We start from the raw sequence: 17,419 nt of genomic DNA, 5'->3' as shown, positions 1-17,419 counted from the left end.
TTGAACAGTGCATTAACCCCGGTTTTTGGTGTCTACAAACCAAGGTCCAGATACAATCGGCGCCATGAAAGACTACATCCAGTATCTTCAAGACGTTCTTGGTCTGCAAAATGTCATGCTCGGTCCCCAACAAGCCGGGGTTGAAGCTGCCAAGACGCAGTTTTTCACCGCAAAGGGACCATTCACGGTCTCTGAACTTCGCCATTATGAATTGGTGTTTTTAAATATCCTGACCCAAAGCAAAGAAAGTCTGTTCCTGCCGGAAGTGAATGACCTTTACTCCAAGATGAAGGCAGCGATGAAGCTGCGTAATCTGCAGGTGCTTGAGTTGGATTGCACGGTGGAAGACCGGTCACAGCTTCCGTCGGAACTGGCGAAGATCTGTGAAAGCAAAGTTGTGGTTGTCTATAGCTCGTTCCCGAAAGACATCGGCGAGTTGATTTTCAAAGGTCCGGGCAAGTGGCTTGAAACCTACAGCCCGGCTTATCTGCTGGAAGACCCGGCCGCTAAAAAAGTCGTGTGGAATGACCTGCAAAAAGTAATGAAGGAGCTCGGAGTATGAAGTCTTTGATGCTGATCCTGTTTGTGTCTTTGCTGTCGGTGGTTGCCAAAGCGGACTGTACGACGGCGATCACTATCAACGAGGCCATCTCGGCCAGCACTTCTGATTATCTGGAACGCGCTGAAAAACGCGCCGTCGAAGATAAGTGCAGTTCATTGTATCTGCGTATCAACACACCGGGTGGCAGCCTGCAAAGCACGCGTCTGATTGTTGAACGCATTCTGGCGTCACCGGTTCCTTACCTGTGTCTGATTGCTCCTCGCGGGGGGCATGCGGGCAGTGCTGGGGCTATTATTCTGCAAGCTTGCCACGTGAACGGCGGATTGACTGCCACCAATATCGGCGCGGCGACGCCGATTCTGGGCACGGGTGAAAAGACGCCGGAAGATCTGCGCAAAAAACTTATCAACGACACCGTCAGCTGGATGGAAGGCGTGACCAAGCTTCGTGGTCGCAGTCTGAAGTTCTCAAAAGAAATCATCACAGAAGCGAAGTCTTTATCCAGCGAAGTGGCCCATGCTGAAGGCGCGTTGGATATTCTGGCCGCTACAGAGCTGGAGTTCCTGCAACAAGCTCAAGGCCGCAAGGTTCTGTTGGGTGAAGAAAAAGAGCCTGCCATCGTGGCCGTTCATGACTTGCGCGAATTTGCACCGGATCTTCGCTATAAGGTTTTAAGTTTTGTGGCTGATCCTGAATTTGCCTATTTGCTGTTCATGGGAAGTTTGGCTTTGTTGTATGTCGAAGTGACACATCCGGGATTGATCGCGCCCGGGGTGATCGGCGGGATCGGTCTGGTGCTTTCCATGGTGGCTTTCCACAAGCTGGATGTCACCTGGGGCGGGTTGGCTTTGATCTTGTTGGGTGTGGCATTCCTGATTGCTGAAATGTTCATCCCAAGCTTCGGTGCTTTGGGTATCGGCGGCCTGATTGCCGTGTTTGTGGGAAGTGTGTTTCTATTTGATGCGCAGACAACGGGGTATGCATTGCCAATGTCTTTGATTGTTTCAGTCGTGGGTGTTTTGGGGATTTTCTTTCTGGGCTTGGGGTATCTGGCGGTGAAAACCATCCGACTGCGCACTCAGGATGCGGATGCGCAGATGCAAAGCCGTGACGGCGTGGTGATGACCGTGGAAGCTAACGGGCACAGCGGGCAAGTTGAAATTATCGGCGAAATCTGGAAATTCGTTTCTGAAGATCCACTGGTTCCCGGCGATCGTGTGCATATCACGGGCCGCCAGGGTCTGACTTTGAATGTGAAAAAGAACAAATAAGGAGATAGCAGCATGGAATTTATAATTGGTATTATCGTCATCGGCGGTATCATCGGCAGCTCGATGATCAAGATTCTGAACGACTGGGAACGCGGTGTGGTTTTGCGTCTGGGTAAAGCTGTGGGCGTGCGTGGTCCGGGCTTGATTCTGTTGATTCCGTTCGTAGAGCGCATGATCAAGATCGACACTCGTACCATCACAATGGATGTTCAGCCTCAGGACGTTATCACGAAAGACAACGTATCCATGCAGGTGAATGCGGTTGTTTACTTCAAGGTGATTTCTCCGATGGAAGCGATCACAAAAATCGAAGACTATTACTTTGCAACCAGTCAGCTGGCGCAGACCACTTTGCGTTCTGTGATGGGTCAGTACCATCTTGATGACGTGCTGGAGCATCGTGACAAGATCAATGCCGCTTTGCAGGTGATCCTGGATAAGGCGACTGAATCCTGGGGAATCAAAGTGACGATGGTTGAAGTGAAACAAATCGACCTTCCAAAAGAAATGCAAAGAGCCATGGCCCGTGAAGCGGAAGCTGAGCGTGAGCGTCGTGCAAAAGTCATCAGCGCGGAAGGGGAAGTGCAGCGTGCGCAGAAGCTTCAGGAAGCTTCCAACACTCTGGCGGGATCTCCATCAGCCCTGCAATTGGCTTATTTGCAGACTTTGACGGAAATTGCTGGTGATAAATCCAACACGATCCTGTTCCCGTTGCCTCTAGACATGATTAAACCGTTCATGGAGATGACGAAAAAGGAAAACTAGACTTTCATCGCTGGACCACTGTTGGTTTAATAGAGGGGATAAAGCAAGACGCTTTATCCCTATTTTTTTGCTCTACGGATGGAGTAACAACAGTGAAGCTCGTTTTTGCAGCGTTGATCTTCAGCATTGGTTTGGTCAGTTTCACCTCAGAGGCCCGCGCGGATAAAGAAATTGTTCGTGTGCGCTTAAGTTCCGTGGCCGGAAAAATCTCTTTCAACGGGACGGGTTTGCAGTTTCAAAATCTGACCCAGAATTTCCGCCCGGTGGCGATTCCTAATTCCTCTTCTGCCGAAGTGCGAGTGCTTTCAAAAGGCTCAAAAAAAATCTGGGCCCTTCGTATCAATAACAAAGACCCTGAGCATCTTTTTACCGACAAGTACCTGATGATTCAGGGGCACAACCTGCGTGCCGGATCCCAGGCGCTGCCAAGCCGGGTTTTGCTGAACTTAAATTCTGAAAGACAGATTGATGTTATCGGCGTGATGCCGCTGGATGAATATATCACGGGTGTGCTGGCCAGTGAAATGCCCTTGTCCTGGCCGTTGGAAACCCTGAAGGCTCAGGCGGTGGCGGCAAGATCCTATGCGCTGGCGGTGATCAGCGAACGCAAAGACAAAGCCTATCATCTGGAAAGCAGTGTGCTGGATCAGGTTTTTCGTCATGTGGTGGCGGAAGATCGTAAAAGCCCGTTGATTCAAAAAGCTTTGCAGGCGGTAGAGTCCACCCAAGGGATCAAACTTTTGGGGAATAAAGACCGCGTGCTGAAGGCCTTCTATCATTCTGACTGCGGTGGCAAAACCACGACGTCCAAGAATGTCTGGAACTATGGTGTGAACACCGGAGTGGTGGTGGACAGCTCTTGTCCCACGAACCCGCGCGGCCACTGGAAGTTGGCACTGACGAAAATGGATCTGCAAAAGCGTTTGAAGGTTGAAGATTTCAGTGATTTGCGGTTGGAACGAAATCCTGCAGATCAAAGAATCAAGTCTGTGCGTGTGGCTTTCAATGGGCTGCCGGATAAGGTGATTTCAGCCAATGACTTCCGTCAGGCTTTGGGTTTTCAGGATCTGCGCAGTGCTTTGTTTGATATGAAGCAAAACGGGGATCAATTCCTGTTTGAGGGCCGTGGTTTTGGTCATGGCGTGGGATTGTGTCAGTGGGGAAGTCGTGCTTTGGGGCAGAAGGGGTATTCCTTCCGGCAGATCTTAAAACACTATTATCCATTGGCGGGCTTGAGTGGTGCAACGCTCGTTGCACAAGAGGCCGTTCAGAAATAAAAAGGGCTTAGAAGCCCATGAATACGCGGGCTGCGAACATGAATACTGCGCCCAGGATCAATGCGTTTGTTGCTGTAACAGTCATCTATAATTCCTTGTTTAAATTGATACATCCCATTTCGGTAAGATGAGGGAAAATCTTAAATATTTCTTTTTTCGTCGAAGTTTTAGGCGGCTCAGGATGTGACAGTGGTGCCCCTTTTGCGCACCATCCTCAAGGATTAGACGATTACTGGGGTTTGTACCACCCTGAGATTAGCTGCAAAACCCCCGTTAGATCATAGAGTTATGCCGTTTTGGCAAGGTTGGCACAAGCATCGCAATAGAGTCTTGGTGAGAGGTCCATCAATCAACCGGACCTTTTAAGTGAGGCTGATATGAAAACATTCAACTCTAAACTGATCTTCCTGCTGGCGGCGTTCTCTTTGATGGGCGTTGGTTGCGGTAAGAGCAATCAGTTCCAGACTGGATCCAACACCAACACGAATACAGTTGTTGATGGCGGAGTTGATGGAAGCGTACCGACTTCACCAGATGGTTCTGGTTCATCTTCTTCCGGATCCACTTCTGGCAGCAACACGGTTGATTTCGTACCGACATCATTTACTGAGTTCAGTAACTATGTGGCTTCTCACCCGCTGAACAATCCATCCAACTATAAGTTGACGGTGGATTTGCAAAAGCTTGAGAGCGGCCGTTATGCCGGTTCTGTGAAGATTTCTTATGTAGACACAGGTTATCAGTATCAAGGTGTGTTTGAATCCGGTTCTGGCACCAATCAGAAGTTGAGCGGTCTGCAGGACAACAACATGCTTGAGTACAACTACAACTACTGGTTCAAATATGGCAGCAAGACAGTCTTCAGCGCTTACTTCCAGGATGCTCAGGGTGCCATTGTACTGATCGTGGATAACGTAGTGAACCAAGGTGACGGTCAAGGCGGCGGATATGTAACAGGTTCTGTATACTACAAGAACTTCGCACAGTCCTACGTACAACAGTCTCCATACAGAAAATGCTGGTACATCCGCTCGGGTCCATACAACTGCCGCGCTTCTGCAGTAATTGACAAGACCAGCCTGTACCCAGCAGACGGATTCAAAAAGCTTGGAACATTCTCCGGCTTGGCAAAATCCGCAGCGTTTAAGTAATCGGGCACGGCCCGGCAGAGCTGGAACGCCGGCAGGCGTGAAAGCTGAAGCAGTTTAGAATTTTAATATAATTTTTATTAATAAGGTAATTAACCAGGAGAGAAAAAATGGAAGGACTTAACAACAAAACTTTAAGTTTTCCAGCAAAGATGTTCACACGAGCTTTTGCAGCGCTGGGTATGGTTCTGGCTTTGGCAGCCTGCGGTAAAGGCGGTGGCGGCGGTACAAACACCAATGTGGGTTTGAACTGTCTGAATCAGGCTTGTGGCAATATCACCGCACCGGTGATTCTGACGACTTTCCAGTCTCAGTCATCCACCAGCAATCCTGAGATCATGTTGCAGAATATGCAGATCATCGTGTCTGCGAACCTGATTCAGCAAAATGCCTCTGGGAACAACTACAATAACTACCAGGGTCCGATTGCGATCCAAGGTCAGATGGTTGTAACCAGACAGATGATGGATGTGGATACGGTCACTGGGGCTCAGTTGACTCCATGTGTTTTGCCAGCAGGAACTTACAATCTGCAGACTTTGACGACAGGAACTATGGGCTTGGCAGGCGGCGATGTGAATGTGCCGGCAATGCTGAGCAACGTGGGTAATATCGAAGTGAAAATCGAAAACGGTCAGTTGTTCACTTCTGGAACCCGCCTGTTCGCAAAAGTTTCTGTGACTCGAGTGAATGGTTACGTTTGCTCTGGCAGATTCTTCGGTTCCTTCTACTAATCTTCACCAAATCCAAATAAATGAATCACCAAGCCCCGGGGAAACCTGGGGTTTTTTCTTGCGTATAGATGAAAGTCTGGGTCTAATGTGGGTATGGAACTACCTCTTTGGATCGACTTCTTTGATGAACTGCAAAATGTACGAGGACGCTCCCAGAATACGGTGATGGCATATCGCCGCGATTTGGAACTCTATCTTGAGTACCGTAAAACCGGTAAAACGGTGCCGGGCTTTTATGAGTTTATGAAGAAAAACAATCTCTCCACACGCTCTCAGGCCCGTGTGATTTCTTCTTTGCGCACTTACTTTAAATTCTGTGAAACTCGCGGGATGAAATGCCCGGAGCTGCGTGAGCTGCGTCCACCAAAAGTGAAGGTGGGCCTGCCAAAGGTTCTGACTCCACAAGAGTTCCAGCAACTTTTTGATGCAGCGGAAGTTCCGGATGCGGTGAAAACCGCGCGCAATCAGCTGACGCTGTTGTTCCTTTATGGTTTGGGCTGCCGTGTGTCTGAATTGATCGGTTTGAATGTGATCGATTTCAATCAGACGGACCGTTGGATCAAGGTTTTGGGTAAGGGCAATAAAGAACGCCTGGTGCCTTTGACTGAAAAGCTGGCAGAAAATCTGACTGTTTATTTGAAAGAACATCGTCCGACGCTGATGAAAGAAAACAGCCCGTCGATTCTGATCAATGACCGTGGTCATCGTCCGTCCCGCGTGGACGTGTGGAGATGGCTGGCGGCGTGGTCGGCTCGCGCTGGTTTTGCTGAACCGGTGAATCCGCACAGATTCCGTCATGGTTGTGCGACGGCTTTGCTGGAAAGCGGAGCGGATCTTCGTTCCATTCAGATGCTGCTGGGACATGCTAGCATCCAGACGACGCAGATTTACACGAACGTTACCACCAACACGATGACCAAAACCATCGAAGAACACCATCCGCTTTCGCAGATGGTTGATGCGGATAAATAGTCCGGCTTTCGAAAAGGCTCCTCACTGAGGGGCCTTTTTTATTTGTTCTATCGCGGGCCTGAACTTGCTTTTGGGCCCTGTCATGAAAATCCAATCACTTATTCGAAATAACGACCGTCTGGTGCCTGTAGAGGTAGAGCTGAGCTTCGTTCCGGGGTTGCCGCAAATTCAATTCTTAGGCTTGCCGGATCAGGCGATCAAAGAAAGCATCCACCGGATCAAAAGTGCGATTCGCAATCAAGGGTATGAATTCCCGAAAGCGCAGCAGATTCTGGTCAACTTGCGCCCCTCGCATTTAAAGAAAACTTCGCGGGGCTTGGAGCTTGCGGTGGCCTTGGGCATCTTGTGGGAAACCGAACAAGTGCCAAAGCCTTTGGATGGGGAAGCTTTGGTGTATGGTGAACTTTCTTTGGGCGGAGAAGTGTTTGAACCCGGGGATCTGCATGAAGACTTTGATCCCGAAGTTCCCTTGACCGTGTGGACCGGGGACGGTGATGGACGTTCTTCGCCATTTGCACGTTCGTGTTTGCGGGAATTAAAATCCGTCACGGCACCTGAGATCGTGGCTCATGCTCCGCGCGAATATCCGATTGAACGTCCGTCGTTTGGCCTTGATCTGGAGTTTCCTGATCGCCAGGCAAAGCTTTTAAAACTTGCTGCCATTGGCGAGCATTCCGTGTTGCTGGCGGGCCCTGCGGGGTCTGGTAAAAGCACGATCGCCAAAGCACTGCACGCGTTGCTGGCGGCGCCCACCCAGAAAGAGATGCATGAAATTCGTCAGAATAATAAAGGGGGCGCGGAGGCTCCGCTATCCTGGCGTCCCATGGTGCATCCTCACCATTCAACTTCGCCGTTGGGACTGATCGGTGGGGGAGTGCCGCCGTTCAAAGGCGACATCACCCGGGCGCACAAGGGGATGATGGTTTTGGATGAATTGTTGGAATTTAACCCCCGCGCCCAAGAGGCCCTGCGGGAACCCATGGAGGACTTCCGCATCCGCATTCGCCGCGGTCGTTACGTCGAAGAACATCCAGCCGACACGCTGGTGGTGGCGACCACGAACCTTTGTCCTTGCGGGGATTGGGTGCCTCAGGCCAAAGTCATCTGTGGGCGCTCGATTAAGAAGTGTCATTCCTATATGGAGCGTCTGTCGGGGCCTTTGGTCGACCGGTTCCAGATCACCTTCTTTACCCGCAAGCGGGAAGAGGGTGGGACCGTCACCGGGATCAGTCTTTTAAAAGAGCTGGAAGAGGTTCGGGCTTTTAGAGCGGCTATGGCTGGAAAAGATCCTCGGTTTTTAAGGGTAGCCGCCCGCTGGAGCTGGGAGGAACTGACCCAGGATCTGCCCGGGTTTTACATGCGGGAGCTGTTCCCTAAAGAGCTGTCTTCTAGGCGTCGGGAGCTTGCGACGCTCCGGGTCGCAAGGAGTTTGGCGGATCTGATGAAGGCTGAAAAGCTTCATCCGCTTCATGTTGAGGAAGCCTTGAAAATCACCCATCTTCCGTTTGAAGCTTTAAAACGACTTGGGGGATAAATATTGACTTAAACGGGGGGAAGGATTATTTTGGTCCTTCCTTCGCATAAGAAAATGCACATGGTGATGTGGCCGAGGGGTTAGGCTCAGCTCTGCAAAAGCTGCTACAGCGGTTCAAATCCGCTCGTCACCTCCAACTTTAAACCCGCTTAACAGCGGGTTTTTGTGTTTTAAGCCTCTTTAGAAAATAAAGTCGACATGAACCTTACAAGCCTGGCTCTTTGGGTTCCCGACTCCGCCAAGATTTTGAGTTTGGTGATTTCGGTAGATGCATATCTGTCTTAGAGCTGAAGCCCCGCTTTACAGCGGGGTTTCTCATTATAAGGGCGAAGTGCTAACTAATCGTTCCAGTTAGTTGAATTTGAATTATTCGAGTTTCCATACGAGTTGTTATTATATGAGCTTCCGGAGCCGTAAGGATTCTTGGTTCCATACGCCCCGGTATACGGATTTACGTTTCCTTTGGTCGACCAATTGTCTGAGCGAGTGCTGTTGGTGTCTGATCGATAGTGAGGCTGAACATAAGTTCCGTTCTTGCGATAGTAACCGTTAACGTAAGTGTCTGCTGATGCTGTTGCTGAAACAAAAGTGGCAGAAAGGATGACTAATTTTAATAAGCGCATTTTTTCTCCATTTATAAGGTTCATGGGACTCAGAAAAATTTTATTTTCTTTCATTTGGGTTTGATACCACCGCCACCAAATGAAAATCCGACCAGCGAGTCTTCATCAACCACTGAATTGAAACTGCGTGGGCCAGGATTCCGCCGGACATCATCAGGAACCACATGATAAAGAACGGCACAAACGGCATGTTCTTTTGGATTTCTTCCGGCGTGGCACCGGGTTCTGGGGGGGGCATAATTAAGAACATCAATACGCCCGTGATGACCATCACCGGCAACATCAGCACCATCATTCGCCAGGACCAGCTGCATAGAATTTTAATGGCTCTTTCAAGGGTGACTTCGGTGGTTTGCATGAATGTCCTTTAGCTCGCTTTGGGGATGTTTTCTTGCTCGGGTTTGTTGGTCGGATTCTTTTTTAAGTAATTCAGCGCGCGGATGCAGGCGATAAAGCTGCAGGTGAATATCACCGCGATGGCGATGCCGCCAACGCCGGTGTGCTTGATGGTGTATATGCGATCTCCCAGATAGACGATCAGGGCCATCCATCCGGCTGTTTTTGAATGTTCCGAGATGAAGTACGCCAACACCCCGTATATCAAAGCGCTGCCCCAGGCGTCCTTGGCCATGGGGATGTCGATTATCTGGTACTTGTATAACAGGCTTAAGGTGATGCTCATGGCGGCGATAAAGACACAAATCCCCACGGCACGCCTTACAAGAGCTTCGGCATCGATGCGGTCATTGATTTCCGGCCAGAACAGGGTGGGTGTCTTGCGCTTCTGCTCCATAAATCCTCCGCATGTTCTTATCGGATGATTACTAAATTATTTTATGTTTTCTGGCGGTCTTATTAAATTGAGACACGGGGATTACAGTGGTGCCGGGAACAGCGCCGTTTTAAGAATTCGCTTTTTAGTGGTATCCAGCAGCAGCAATCCCAGCGGAGTGATCTGCAGGGTGATCGGGCGGAAGACCGACAAACGCGCAGGTAACACCCAGCCAGCCGTAGGGATCTGCACAAAGCCGACGTCAAGATGAGCGGCCCATACCTGCCCCTGCGTGGAGCCTTCGGTTTGCGCAACGAAATAGCTCCAGCCCGTGGCATTGTCGTGAACGGCGTGGGTCCAAGATGCAATCGTGGGCTTATTCGGCAAACCCGCAAAGTTCGTGATGTCATAGATTTTCGGACTGCCGGATTCAGTGGCAACAGTCACTTTACGCAGCCTCCAGCCGTCAAATATCAGTAGATCCCCGTCGGCATTGCTTTGCAGTCCCGAGATATCACTTAAGTAAGAACCCCACGCATTTTGACCATGATCCGTAGCCACATAGGCGGGTGCACCAGCCCCGCCAACAACGGGTTTGATTTTTCCGGTGTCTTTGTCGGATTCAAAAATCCAAAGGTCGGCATCATCCAGCAAGCCCGAGGAACCATAGAAATACAGCTTGTTATTCGGAAGGAACGTCGCAATCTTGCGATAAGAATGCAGATTATAGCCGGTGTTCGTGGTGTTGAACTCGCCGACATTCACGGCCGGGTACGCGCTGGCGGCAGACGTCGCCTGATAGTAAGAAGGTCCCACCGTCAGGTTGTATTCCAATGTGCTGGCATCCCAGGTGCTCATGTTGTAAGAGCTCCACAGATTGGCAGGGGTGCCCGCAATTTGCGAGAACGCGGCAATGCCGGTTCCTAAAATAGTTAATGAACCATAGGCCGAGCTGTTGCCTGCAGTGCCATGATAGCCAGTAGCAATGTGATCAATTGCTTCAGAGCCTGGCACCGAGGTGTCGACGTGCAGTCGTCTTAAGTGGCGCGGACCACGGACGTAAAGATACTGCGAAGCTGGTTCATAGGCGATGCTTGAAATCTGTGTAAACGCCGCTTTGGACGGATCCGTGCCATTTCCGAAGGTGAAGAATGGAACACCCGCAACCGCGAAGTTGGTGAATGTCCCATTGTCATCCACGACTTTGAAAAGTTCGTTCGTGGTGGTTGAGAAGGCATAAATAAAGTCTTTGGCCGATCCCATATAGAAGATGGTCGACATGTTTTTGTAGTGTTTGTCCAGATTGAAGGTGGCGGACCAGGTTTCGGTGTCGAGATCGAAGTACGCAAGCTTATTGCCTTCATATTGAGCGCGAAGACAGTAAAGTTTGCCTGGCAGCCCTGCGACCTGGGTGCAGCGATTATAGAAAGTGCCCCAAGTGCCTGTGGTCATGCCTACCTGAGCGATCTTGTATTTTCCGTAAGCAGCTTGTTTTTGCAGTTCGAAAGCGGCTCCGTTGATATGAATCCAGATCTTGTTCAGATCAGGTCTGACCAGAGTCAGGTAAAGATCCGAGGTTGGACACGGAATCGGAGAAGCATCCGCCATCGTGTCCACAGCCCCCATTGTCCCGCAAGTGCCCGGTGTTCCCATGACCAGCACCGGATTTTTTCCGGCAGAATTGACGTCCACCATCCAGAAGGCTTCATTGGAGAAATAGAACAGGTGACCTGTTTTTACGTATCTTATGCTGGAGGCCTGTTCTTTGTTCAGAACGTTACTGATGATATTGATTGCGGGAAGTGATTTGTTCCACAGAACTGTTTTATCGGAAATGCGGATACGCGCCAGTTGCGAGCACGGCAGGCTTAACACCAGCATTTCATCAGCTTCGTTGATATCTATAATCATCGGGCTTTCGAATTTTCCGTTAGCCAGGTCACAGGACGGATTGAACGGTTCGCCCATCCAGGTTGAAACCAAACCTGTTTCCGAGTTGACAGTGGAAATGCTGTTGAATTTTGTATAATAGATGCGATTCAGGGAATCAGCAAAGAAGCCATACATCCCCGTCGTGGCGTTGGCAGTCAGATCCGCCGCGTTCATGTGCACACCTGTGCTTAAGTTTCCGGGTTCACCGATCAGGACAGTCCATTGTGAATTTACCGCATTAGAAATTGCACTGGTGACAACGCCGGCATCTGATACACACGAGATCAGAATCTTTAATGGCGTTGTAGTGCTGATCGTCTGATTGGTCGGAGTCAGCGAAGGCACCACCCATGAGATGTTGCCTGTAGTCGCACTTAAGTTGTTTGGACGATGGGTGGAAATGGTGTGAAAGCTGATGCCGTCATCCACCGTGTACTGGATCAAACTGATCGGGTTTGTCGCCAGCGGAACAGGGCCGACACCCGGGCTGCAGGACCACTCGATGTTCATCGTCGCACCTGGTGCATAAGTTTGACCACCCGCCGGGGACGTCAGGTACACCAACGGGGGATTTCCCAGATCCAAGGTCACGGTGTCAGTCAAAGTGTTGCTGACCGTTCCTGCGGCATTTCTGACCTGGGCATGAATTGTTTTAAAGCCGCCGGGATTTTTTAAAGTGGTGGTGCCAGCGGCGGAATAGGGTACCCACGTGGTATCCGAGAAGTCAGCCAGCTCTGAAAACCTCATGCTGGTGATCGCAGCAAAGGCGGATGTCGCGGTCATTTGTGTTGTAGTATAGGCAAGGCCAATGGTCGTCGCGTTGTTGGCAATGGTGAAGGATGACAAGGTCACCGTGCCCGAGTCCACGATCCAGTTGTAAGTCAGCGGAGTGCTGATATTTCCGGCCGTGTCTTTGGCGCGGATAGAGAAGCTATGAGCCCCTTGGGACAAAGAGGCATATGTCTGACCTGTTACGCAGACAGCATAGTCGTCAGCGTCGATCTTGCACTCGTAGCCATCAAATACAGCTCCACCGGTTTCTGTGTTGGTAAAATTGAAAGTGGCCGAAGGGCTGGTTGTTGCCGTCGCAGGTTTCGCAGTGATCTGCACTTCGGGTGCGGTCAGATCCACGGTCCACGTGTAAGTGTATTCCGCTGACAGGTTGCCGGCTTCATCCACGGCTTTGATCGCATAAGTGTGAACATCTTCAATGAGACCCACCAATGGTACCAACGGACTGCAGGTTTCATAGCTTCCGCTTGGCTGGCTGACGCTGGTGTGCTTGCACTGATAACCCGCAATCGGGGAGGTTGCATCCGTGGCTGCGAAGTTAAAGACCCCGGTGTTTGAATTGTTCAGAGGCGCCGGCGTTTGTGTAACGTTCAAAGTTGGCAGATCCGTGTCGACAATCCATTGGAAGGATGATTCTCCGGCAAGGGCGTTTTTTGTGTCAAAGGAGTGCACTTTGAATTCGTGTGCACCGTGTACCAAACCACTTAGGGTGTGCGGACTGGTGCAGTCGTACCATTCACTCTGATCCAAAGAGCATTTGTAGGACTTGATCACACTGTTGGCGGCTTTGAAGTGGAACGTCGGTGAAGTGGCTGACGAAAATGCCGTGGGTTTTTGCGTGAAAAGCGGCGTTGACGATTGGATGTCAGAAATCTCAAGTTCGGCCGTACATGCTGAAAGAATCATGGCAAAAAATAAGAAGCCGACCTGCAGGGAGGTCGGTCTTAAATATGATAGTTTCTTCAGGAAATACGTGCCTTTAAACATCTTAGTTCTTATCGGTCCCATGCTCTGATTTTTAAGAACTATCCTTAGGGAAACTGAACATTAGTGTTCCGCAGGGTCCAGTTTTGTTTCAAGGTGAGACACACTAAGGACAGTGGCGCTGAACATGTCGTACAGACGTTTTTTTAAATCTCAGAAATGAAGGCGCAATTTAGAGACATTCTAGGGTTGGCGTCTACACTCAGACGAAAAAGGAGGCCGCTATGAAAGGCACAAAAAGCTCAACTCGCTCTGGCAAACAAAGCCGTTCTTCCACGTCATCTGGTAAAAGCTCCAGCCGTTCTGGAAAACAGACGGGCCGCAGTTCTACCAGTTCCTCTCGTTCCCGTGATGAGAGTGAAACGGATGAAGAATAGGTTATGAACTTACCGAGTGTCAGGCCCGGACTTGTTTCGGGCTTGTCATTTAGAACTTAACGGAGGCCGTTATGGAAAAGGAATTTGAAAAAAGTGTCCCAGTAAGGTCCAAGAAAGCGGAGCTTCGCCTTTTTGAAAAATACTTTCCCGAAGATGGTCTGGGACACCGGCCTTTTTCTTTGACCATCAACAAAAAGAATCCTGCAGAAGTTTATGCACTTTTAAGAAACCTGGAAAATTTGCCATCGTTTTTTGAACATCTGGGGCGGGTTCAGATTAATGGCCCCAATCAAGCTGATTGGTATTTTAATGAGGCAGGAATTGATCAGCCCGTGCGAGTGCCTATGCAGCTTGAAGACGATGAAGGTGCCTTCACCTTGATTTGGAAAACCGAAACATCTGCCGGATTTGACTATCAGGTGGGAATATTTTTAGAAAATGCCTCTGCCAGCAGGGGAACCATGGTCCGGATGCTTGTTGCCTATGACAATTTGGCGGGCGAAGTCGGAGGCAAAATCGAAAGGCTTTTTGGCAAAGACGCCATGATGACCTCAAAGAAGAATCTTTACCGCCTGAAGGCATTTATTGAAACCGGGCATGTGCCCACCACTCAGGGGCAACCCAGTGGACGGGACGAGGATGAAAGCGACAACTGGATACATTAGGGAAAGGATCTGTCATGAGAGCATTGACCTGGGAAGGCAAACATAGTGTTAAAGTGAGGGACGTGCGAAACCCGCAGATTCTGCGTCCCGATGACATTATTATCAAAATTACCACGGCCGCTATCTGTGGTTCAGATCTGCATTTATATAATGGCTATATTCCGACTATGAAGAAGGGCGATATTCTGGGCCATGAAAACATGGGCGAAATTGTGGAAATCGGCCCGGCCATCAAAAGATTGAAGGTCGGCGATAAAGTGGTCGTGGCTTTTGATATTGGCTGCGGGAAATGCCATCACTGTGAACATGAAGAATATTCCGCCTGCGACAATTCAAATCCCAATGCGCATTTGGCGGATGCGGCCTATGGCACCAGCGGCGCGGGATTGTATGGATATTCTCATATGTATGGGGGCTATGCTGGGGGCCAGGCTGAATACCTGCGCGTGCCTTATGCTGAAACAAACGTCATCGTCATTCCTCCGGGCATTGATGATGAAAAGGTTCTGTTTCTAAGTGACATTCTTCCGACTGGATGGATGGCGGCAGAAAATGCCAATATCAAACGTGGTGACACCGTTGCTGTCTGGGGCGCCGGCCCGGTGGGGCAGCTGGCTATTCGCAGTGCTTTTTTGCTGGGTGCTGAACGGGTCATTGCCATCGACCACTTTGACAGCCGGTTGCAGCTGGCAGCGCAAGCTGGGGCAGAGTGCATTAACTTTGATGAAACTGGTGATGGGATACTGGATGAACTCCGTTATCTGACCGGTGGAGTGGGGCCGGACTCCTGCATCGATGCGGTGGGGCTTGAGGCCCATGGTCAGACCGTAACGGCGATGATCGACCGGGCCAAGACATCAGTGATGCTTGCCACCGACAGGCCCGATGCTCTTCGCCAGGCTATACAGGCCTGCCGTAAGGCGGGCACGGTTTCCATTCCCGGTGTGTACGGAGGAATGCTGGACAAAATTCCTTTTGGCGCAGCCTTCGGAAAAGGCTTGAAGTTTAACATGGGTCAGACGCACACCCAAAAGTATATGAAGCCTTTGCTGGAGCTGATTCTGGCAGGCCGGATGGATCCTGCCGAAATCATCAGTCATCGGATTGATATTACAGAGGGACCGGAGGCTTACAAGAATTTCAACGACAAAAAAGACGAGTACCGCAAAGTCGTAATTAAAATGCACTAAAAAGGGGGACAAGATGCCTGGAAACAACGTGCAACAACAAAGATCTGAAACCAAAAGCATGGCTAATGCTGATATCGTGAACCTTATTCTGGAAGATCATCGTCCCTTGAAAAAACTGATCACAATTTTGAAGAACACCGATAAGGATTCTTCCGAACGGGAAGAGGCTTTTGCCGAATTTGCACCGTTGCTGGTGACTCATGCCAAACCTGAAGAACAGGTTCTTTACACCTATATGAAAAACAACGAAGAACTGCGTGAAGAAGGATTTGAGGGTGACGTCGAACATCAGCTCGCAGATCAGTTGCTGGAAGAGATCATGCGCACGGATGATGAGGACCTTTGGTCGGCGCGTGTGAAAGTCCTGGCTGAGTTGGTCGAGCACCACATCGAAGAGGAAGAATCCGAGCTGCTGCCGGACTTTAAAAAGAATTCCGAGCCCGCGGAGCGATTGGCCATGGGTCAGCAGTTTTTGATGCTTAAAACCAAGTTGCTCGAACAAGGCGGGACGGATGCTGCGCACGAGTCAGACTTGGACAAGCCAAAACACTGAGATGAAGCCCAATGAGGTCCTTTCGTGTCGCCGGGTCGCTCTTTTGATTATCGATATGATTAACACCTTTGATTTTCCTCAAGGGGCGGACCTGGCGCGACTGGCTTTGCCCGTGGCAAAAAAGATTCAGAAGCTGAAAGTTCGTCTGCGCAAGCATCGAATTCCGGTTATCTATTTAAACGACAACTTCGGGCAGTGGCGATCGGACTGGAAAGAGGTATTCAATCTATGTACACAGTCGGACTGTCTGGGAAAGGATATTGCAGAAATTCTGCATCCCGCAGATGATGACTTTTTTATCCTGAAGCCCCGGCATTCCGGGTTCTTTAATACCAATTTGGATGTGCTTTTAAAAGAGCTCGGGGTGCAGAAACTGATCATCACCGGCGTCGCGGGCAATATCTGTGTTTTATTTACGGCGAACGATGCCCACATGCGGGACTTTAAAGTTTGGATTCCGCAGGACTGTGTGGCTTCGAATACCAAAAAAGAAAACGTCGGCGCCTTAACGCAGATGAAGACTGTTCTGGATGTCAGTATTTCGGCGTCTCACGAGGTGCGAAACTCCCACATTTGAATCAGAGCTTTCAAGTCTTTCATGCTGTATTTGATTTCAGTGCGCTGCAGATCAAGGCCTGCCTGCGTGGCCGCCACGGTAATGGCTTCTTCGTCGTGAATGTGATTGGCGGGGGGAGCTGATTCGGGATGGACTTCAGACAGATAGAATACTCCGTCATTCTTCAGTACCGTCACTGCTTGCTGGCATAAATGGGTAAGATCCTTGATTGGTTCTGCAACCAGACTGGTCACCACTGCGGAAAATTGCTGAGCACTGAAATCCGGAAAGTTCAGGAAGTCCCCATGAATCATTTCCATGTGATGGGACTCTGTAAAGTCCCGGGCTTTGGAAATTAAATCCAAAGAGGTTTCAATGCAGGTCAGAGTGTTGCCTGCCTGAATCAGGCTTTCAGCCAGACGGCCATGACCCCAGCCCACCAAAAGTACATCTTGATTTTGCAGATTCTGCCAGAATGAGGGAAATGCAGCCCCATCCGCTTCAAGCAGGTTTTCATGGGGGCTTTGCGGCAGTTCTGACTGAGGGGATTCGAAGTTTGGTTCCACACCTTTTAATCTGAGATGTTTTCGGGAAAGCTGTCAAAACGTCATCTGAAACCCTGTGAAGATTCATTTTCGACAAAAATGTGGTATCGTCGTTGTATGACGGCACAGGCGATTTTTTTGGATATTGGTGGAATCATATTAGAAAT

The 17,419-nt window shown here is 49.9% G+C and carries 18 protein-coding genes and 1 tRNA gene; 14 read left to right on the top strand and 5 right to left on the bottom strand.

Translation table 11 applies throughout. The features are described from left to right. The first annotated feature begins 64 nt into the window (after positions 1-64). The 9 genes from BDT_RS11335 to BDT_RS11295 all read left to right on the top strand — a co-directional run bounded on the left by BDT_RS11335 (position 65) and on the right by BDT_RS11295 (position 8,399). Complete coding sequence (locus tag BDT_RS11335) at positions 65-562, top strand: hypothetical protein (RefSeq protein WP_015091382.1); 498 nt, start codon at positions 65-67, stop codon at positions 560-562. Continuing rightward, positions 559-1,833, top strand: coding sequence for an NfeD family protein (locus BDT_RS11330; RefSeq protein ID WP_015091381.1), 1,275 nt, complete (start codon positions 559-561; stop codon positions 1,831-1,833). The genes BDT_RS11335 and BDT_RS11330 overlap by 4 nt, the downstream gene beginning before the upstream one ends. A gap of 12 nt (positions 1,834-1,845) precedes the next feature. Further along, the gene (locus BDT_RS11325; RefSeq protein ID WP_015091380.1) at positions 1,846-2,598 is read left to right on the top strand and encodes a slipin family protein; all 753 of its coding nucleotides are present in this window, start codon (positions 1,846-1,848) and stop codon (positions 2,596-2,598) included. A 92-nt stretch (positions 2,599-2,690) separates the two neighbouring features. Then, positions 2,691-3,875, top strand: coding sequence for a SpoIID/LytB domain-containing protein (locus tag BDT_RS11320; protein WP_015091379.1), 1,185 nt, complete (start codon positions 2,691-2,693; stop codon positions 3,873-3,875). 377 nt (positions 3,876-4,252) lie between these two features. Further along, positions 4,253-5,026 carry a hypothetical protein gene (locus BDT_RS11315; RefSeq protein ID WP_015091378.1) on the top strand — a complete coding sequence of 258 codons (774 nt, stop codon included), beginning with the start codon at positions 4,253-4,255 and terminating at the stop codon, positions 5,024-5,026. 107 nt (positions 5,027-5,133) lie between these two features. Beyond that, entirely contained in the window at positions 5,134-5,757 is a 624-nt protein-coding gene (locus BDT_RS11310) for a hypothetical protein (RefSeq protein WP_015091377.1), read from the top strand. A 93-nt stretch (positions 5,758-5,850) separates the two neighbouring features. Then, complete coding sequence (locus BDT_RS11305) at positions 5,851-6,729, top strand: site-specific tyrosine recombinase (RefSeq protein ID WP_015091376.1); 879 nt, start codon at positions 5,851-5,853, stop codon at positions 6,727-6,729. A gap of 82 nt (positions 6,730-6,811) precedes the next feature. Beyond that, complete coding sequence (locus BDT_RS11300) at positions 6,812-8,263, top strand: ATP-binding protein (RefSeq protein WP_015091375.1); 1,452 nt, start codon at positions 6,812-6,814, stop codon at positions 8,261-8,263. A 62-nt stretch (positions 8,264-8,325) separates the two neighbouring features. Next, positions 8,326-8,399 (top strand) — tRNA-Cys (locus BDT_RS11295). A gap of 202 nt (positions 8,400-8,601) precedes the next feature. On the opposite strand, the gene BDT_RS19090 is transcribed toward BDT_RS11295, so the two are convergent. The 4 genes from BDT_RS19090 to BDT_RS11280 all read right to left on the bottom strand — a co-directional run bounded on the left by BDT_RS19090 (position 8,602) and on the right by BDT_RS11280 (position 13,369). Beyond that, the gene (locus BDT_RS19090) at positions 8,602-8,886 is read right to left on the bottom strand and encodes a hypothetical protein (protein ID WP_200859533.1); all 285 of its coding nucleotides are present in this window, start codon (positions 8,884-8,886) and stop codon (positions 8,602-8,604) included. A 40-nt stretch (positions 8,887-8,926) separates the two neighbouring features. Further along, positions 8,927-9,244, bottom strand: a complete 318-nt coding sequence (locus BDT_RS11290; RefSeq protein WP_015091374.1) for a hypothetical protein — start codon at positions 9,242-9,244, stop codon at positions 8,927-8,929. A 9-nt stretch (positions 9,245-9,253) separates the two neighbouring features. Further along, complete coding sequence (locus BDT_RS11285; RefSeq protein WP_015091373.1) at positions 9,254-9,679, bottom strand: hypothetical protein; 426 nt, start codon at positions 9,677-9,679, stop codon at positions 9,254-9,256. 81 nt (positions 9,680-9,760) lie between these two features. Next, positions 9,761-13,369 carry a hypothetical protein gene (locus tag BDT_RS11280; protein ID WP_015091372.1) on the bottom strand — a complete coding sequence of 1,203 codons (3,609 nt, stop codon included), beginning with the start codon at positions 13,367-13,369 and terminating at the stop codon, positions 9,761-9,763. Between the two features lie 221 nt (positions 13,370-13,590). Here BDT_RS11280 and BDT_RS19300 point away from each other — a divergent pair, with 221 nt between their 5' ends. From BDT_RS19300 to BDT_RS11260, 5 genes are all read left to right on the top strand, one after another. After that, a complete protein-coding gene (locus tag BDT_RS19300; protein ID WP_015091371.1) occupies positions 13,591-13,743 on the top strand; it encodes a hypothetical protein in 153 nt (50 codons plus the stop codon). Between the two features lie 71 nt (positions 13,744-13,814). Continuing rightward, positions 13,815-14,408 carry an SRPBCC family protein gene (locus BDT_RS11275; protein ID WP_015091370.1) on the top strand — a complete coding sequence of 198 codons (594 nt, stop codon included), beginning with the start codon at positions 13,815-13,817 and terminating at the stop codon, positions 14,406-14,408. Between the two features lie 14 nt (positions 14,409-14,422). Further along, complete coding sequence (locus tag BDT_RS11270) at positions 14,423-15,598, top strand: zinc-dependent alcohol dehydrogenase (RefSeq protein WP_041577722.1); 1,176 nt, start codon at positions 14,423-14,425, stop codon at positions 15,596-15,598. A gap of 13 nt (positions 15,599-15,611) precedes the next feature. After that, positions 15,612-16,151: a hemerythrin domain-containing protein gene (locus BDT_RS11265; RefSeq protein ID WP_015091368.1), complete on the top strand. Its 540-nt coding sequence runs from the start codon at positions 15,612-15,614 to the stop codon at positions 16,149-16,151. Continuing rightward, on the top strand, positions 16,111-16,728 hold the full coding sequence (locus tag BDT_RS11260) for an isochorismatase family cysteine hydrolase (RefSeq protein ID WP_326929567.1): 618 nt from the start codon (positions 16,111-16,113) through the stop codon (positions 16,726-16,728). Before BDT_RS11265 ends, BDT_RS11260 begins: the two co-directional genes overlap by 41 nt. Here the strand turns inward: BDT_RS11260 and BDT_RS11255 are convergent. Then, on the bottom strand, positions 16,701-17,273 hold the full coding sequence (locus tag BDT_RS11255; RefSeq protein ID WP_015091366.1) for a class I SAM-dependent methyltransferase: 573 nt from the start codon (positions 17,271-17,273) through the stop codon (positions 16,701-16,703). The genes BDT_RS11260 and BDT_RS11255 overlap by 28 nt on opposite strands. Between the last annotated feature and the right edge of the window lie 146 nt (positions 17,274-17,419).

The sequence above is a fragment of the Bdellovibrio bacteriovorus str. Tiberius genome (assembly GCF_000317895.1).
In the GTDB taxonomy this organism is placed as follows: domain Bacteria; phylum Bdellovibrionota; class Bdellovibrionia; order Bdellovibrionales; family Bdellovibrionaceae; genus Bdellovibrio; species Bdellovibrio bacteriovorus_F.
This window is presented reverse-complemented; position numbering and strand designations above follow the sequence as displayed.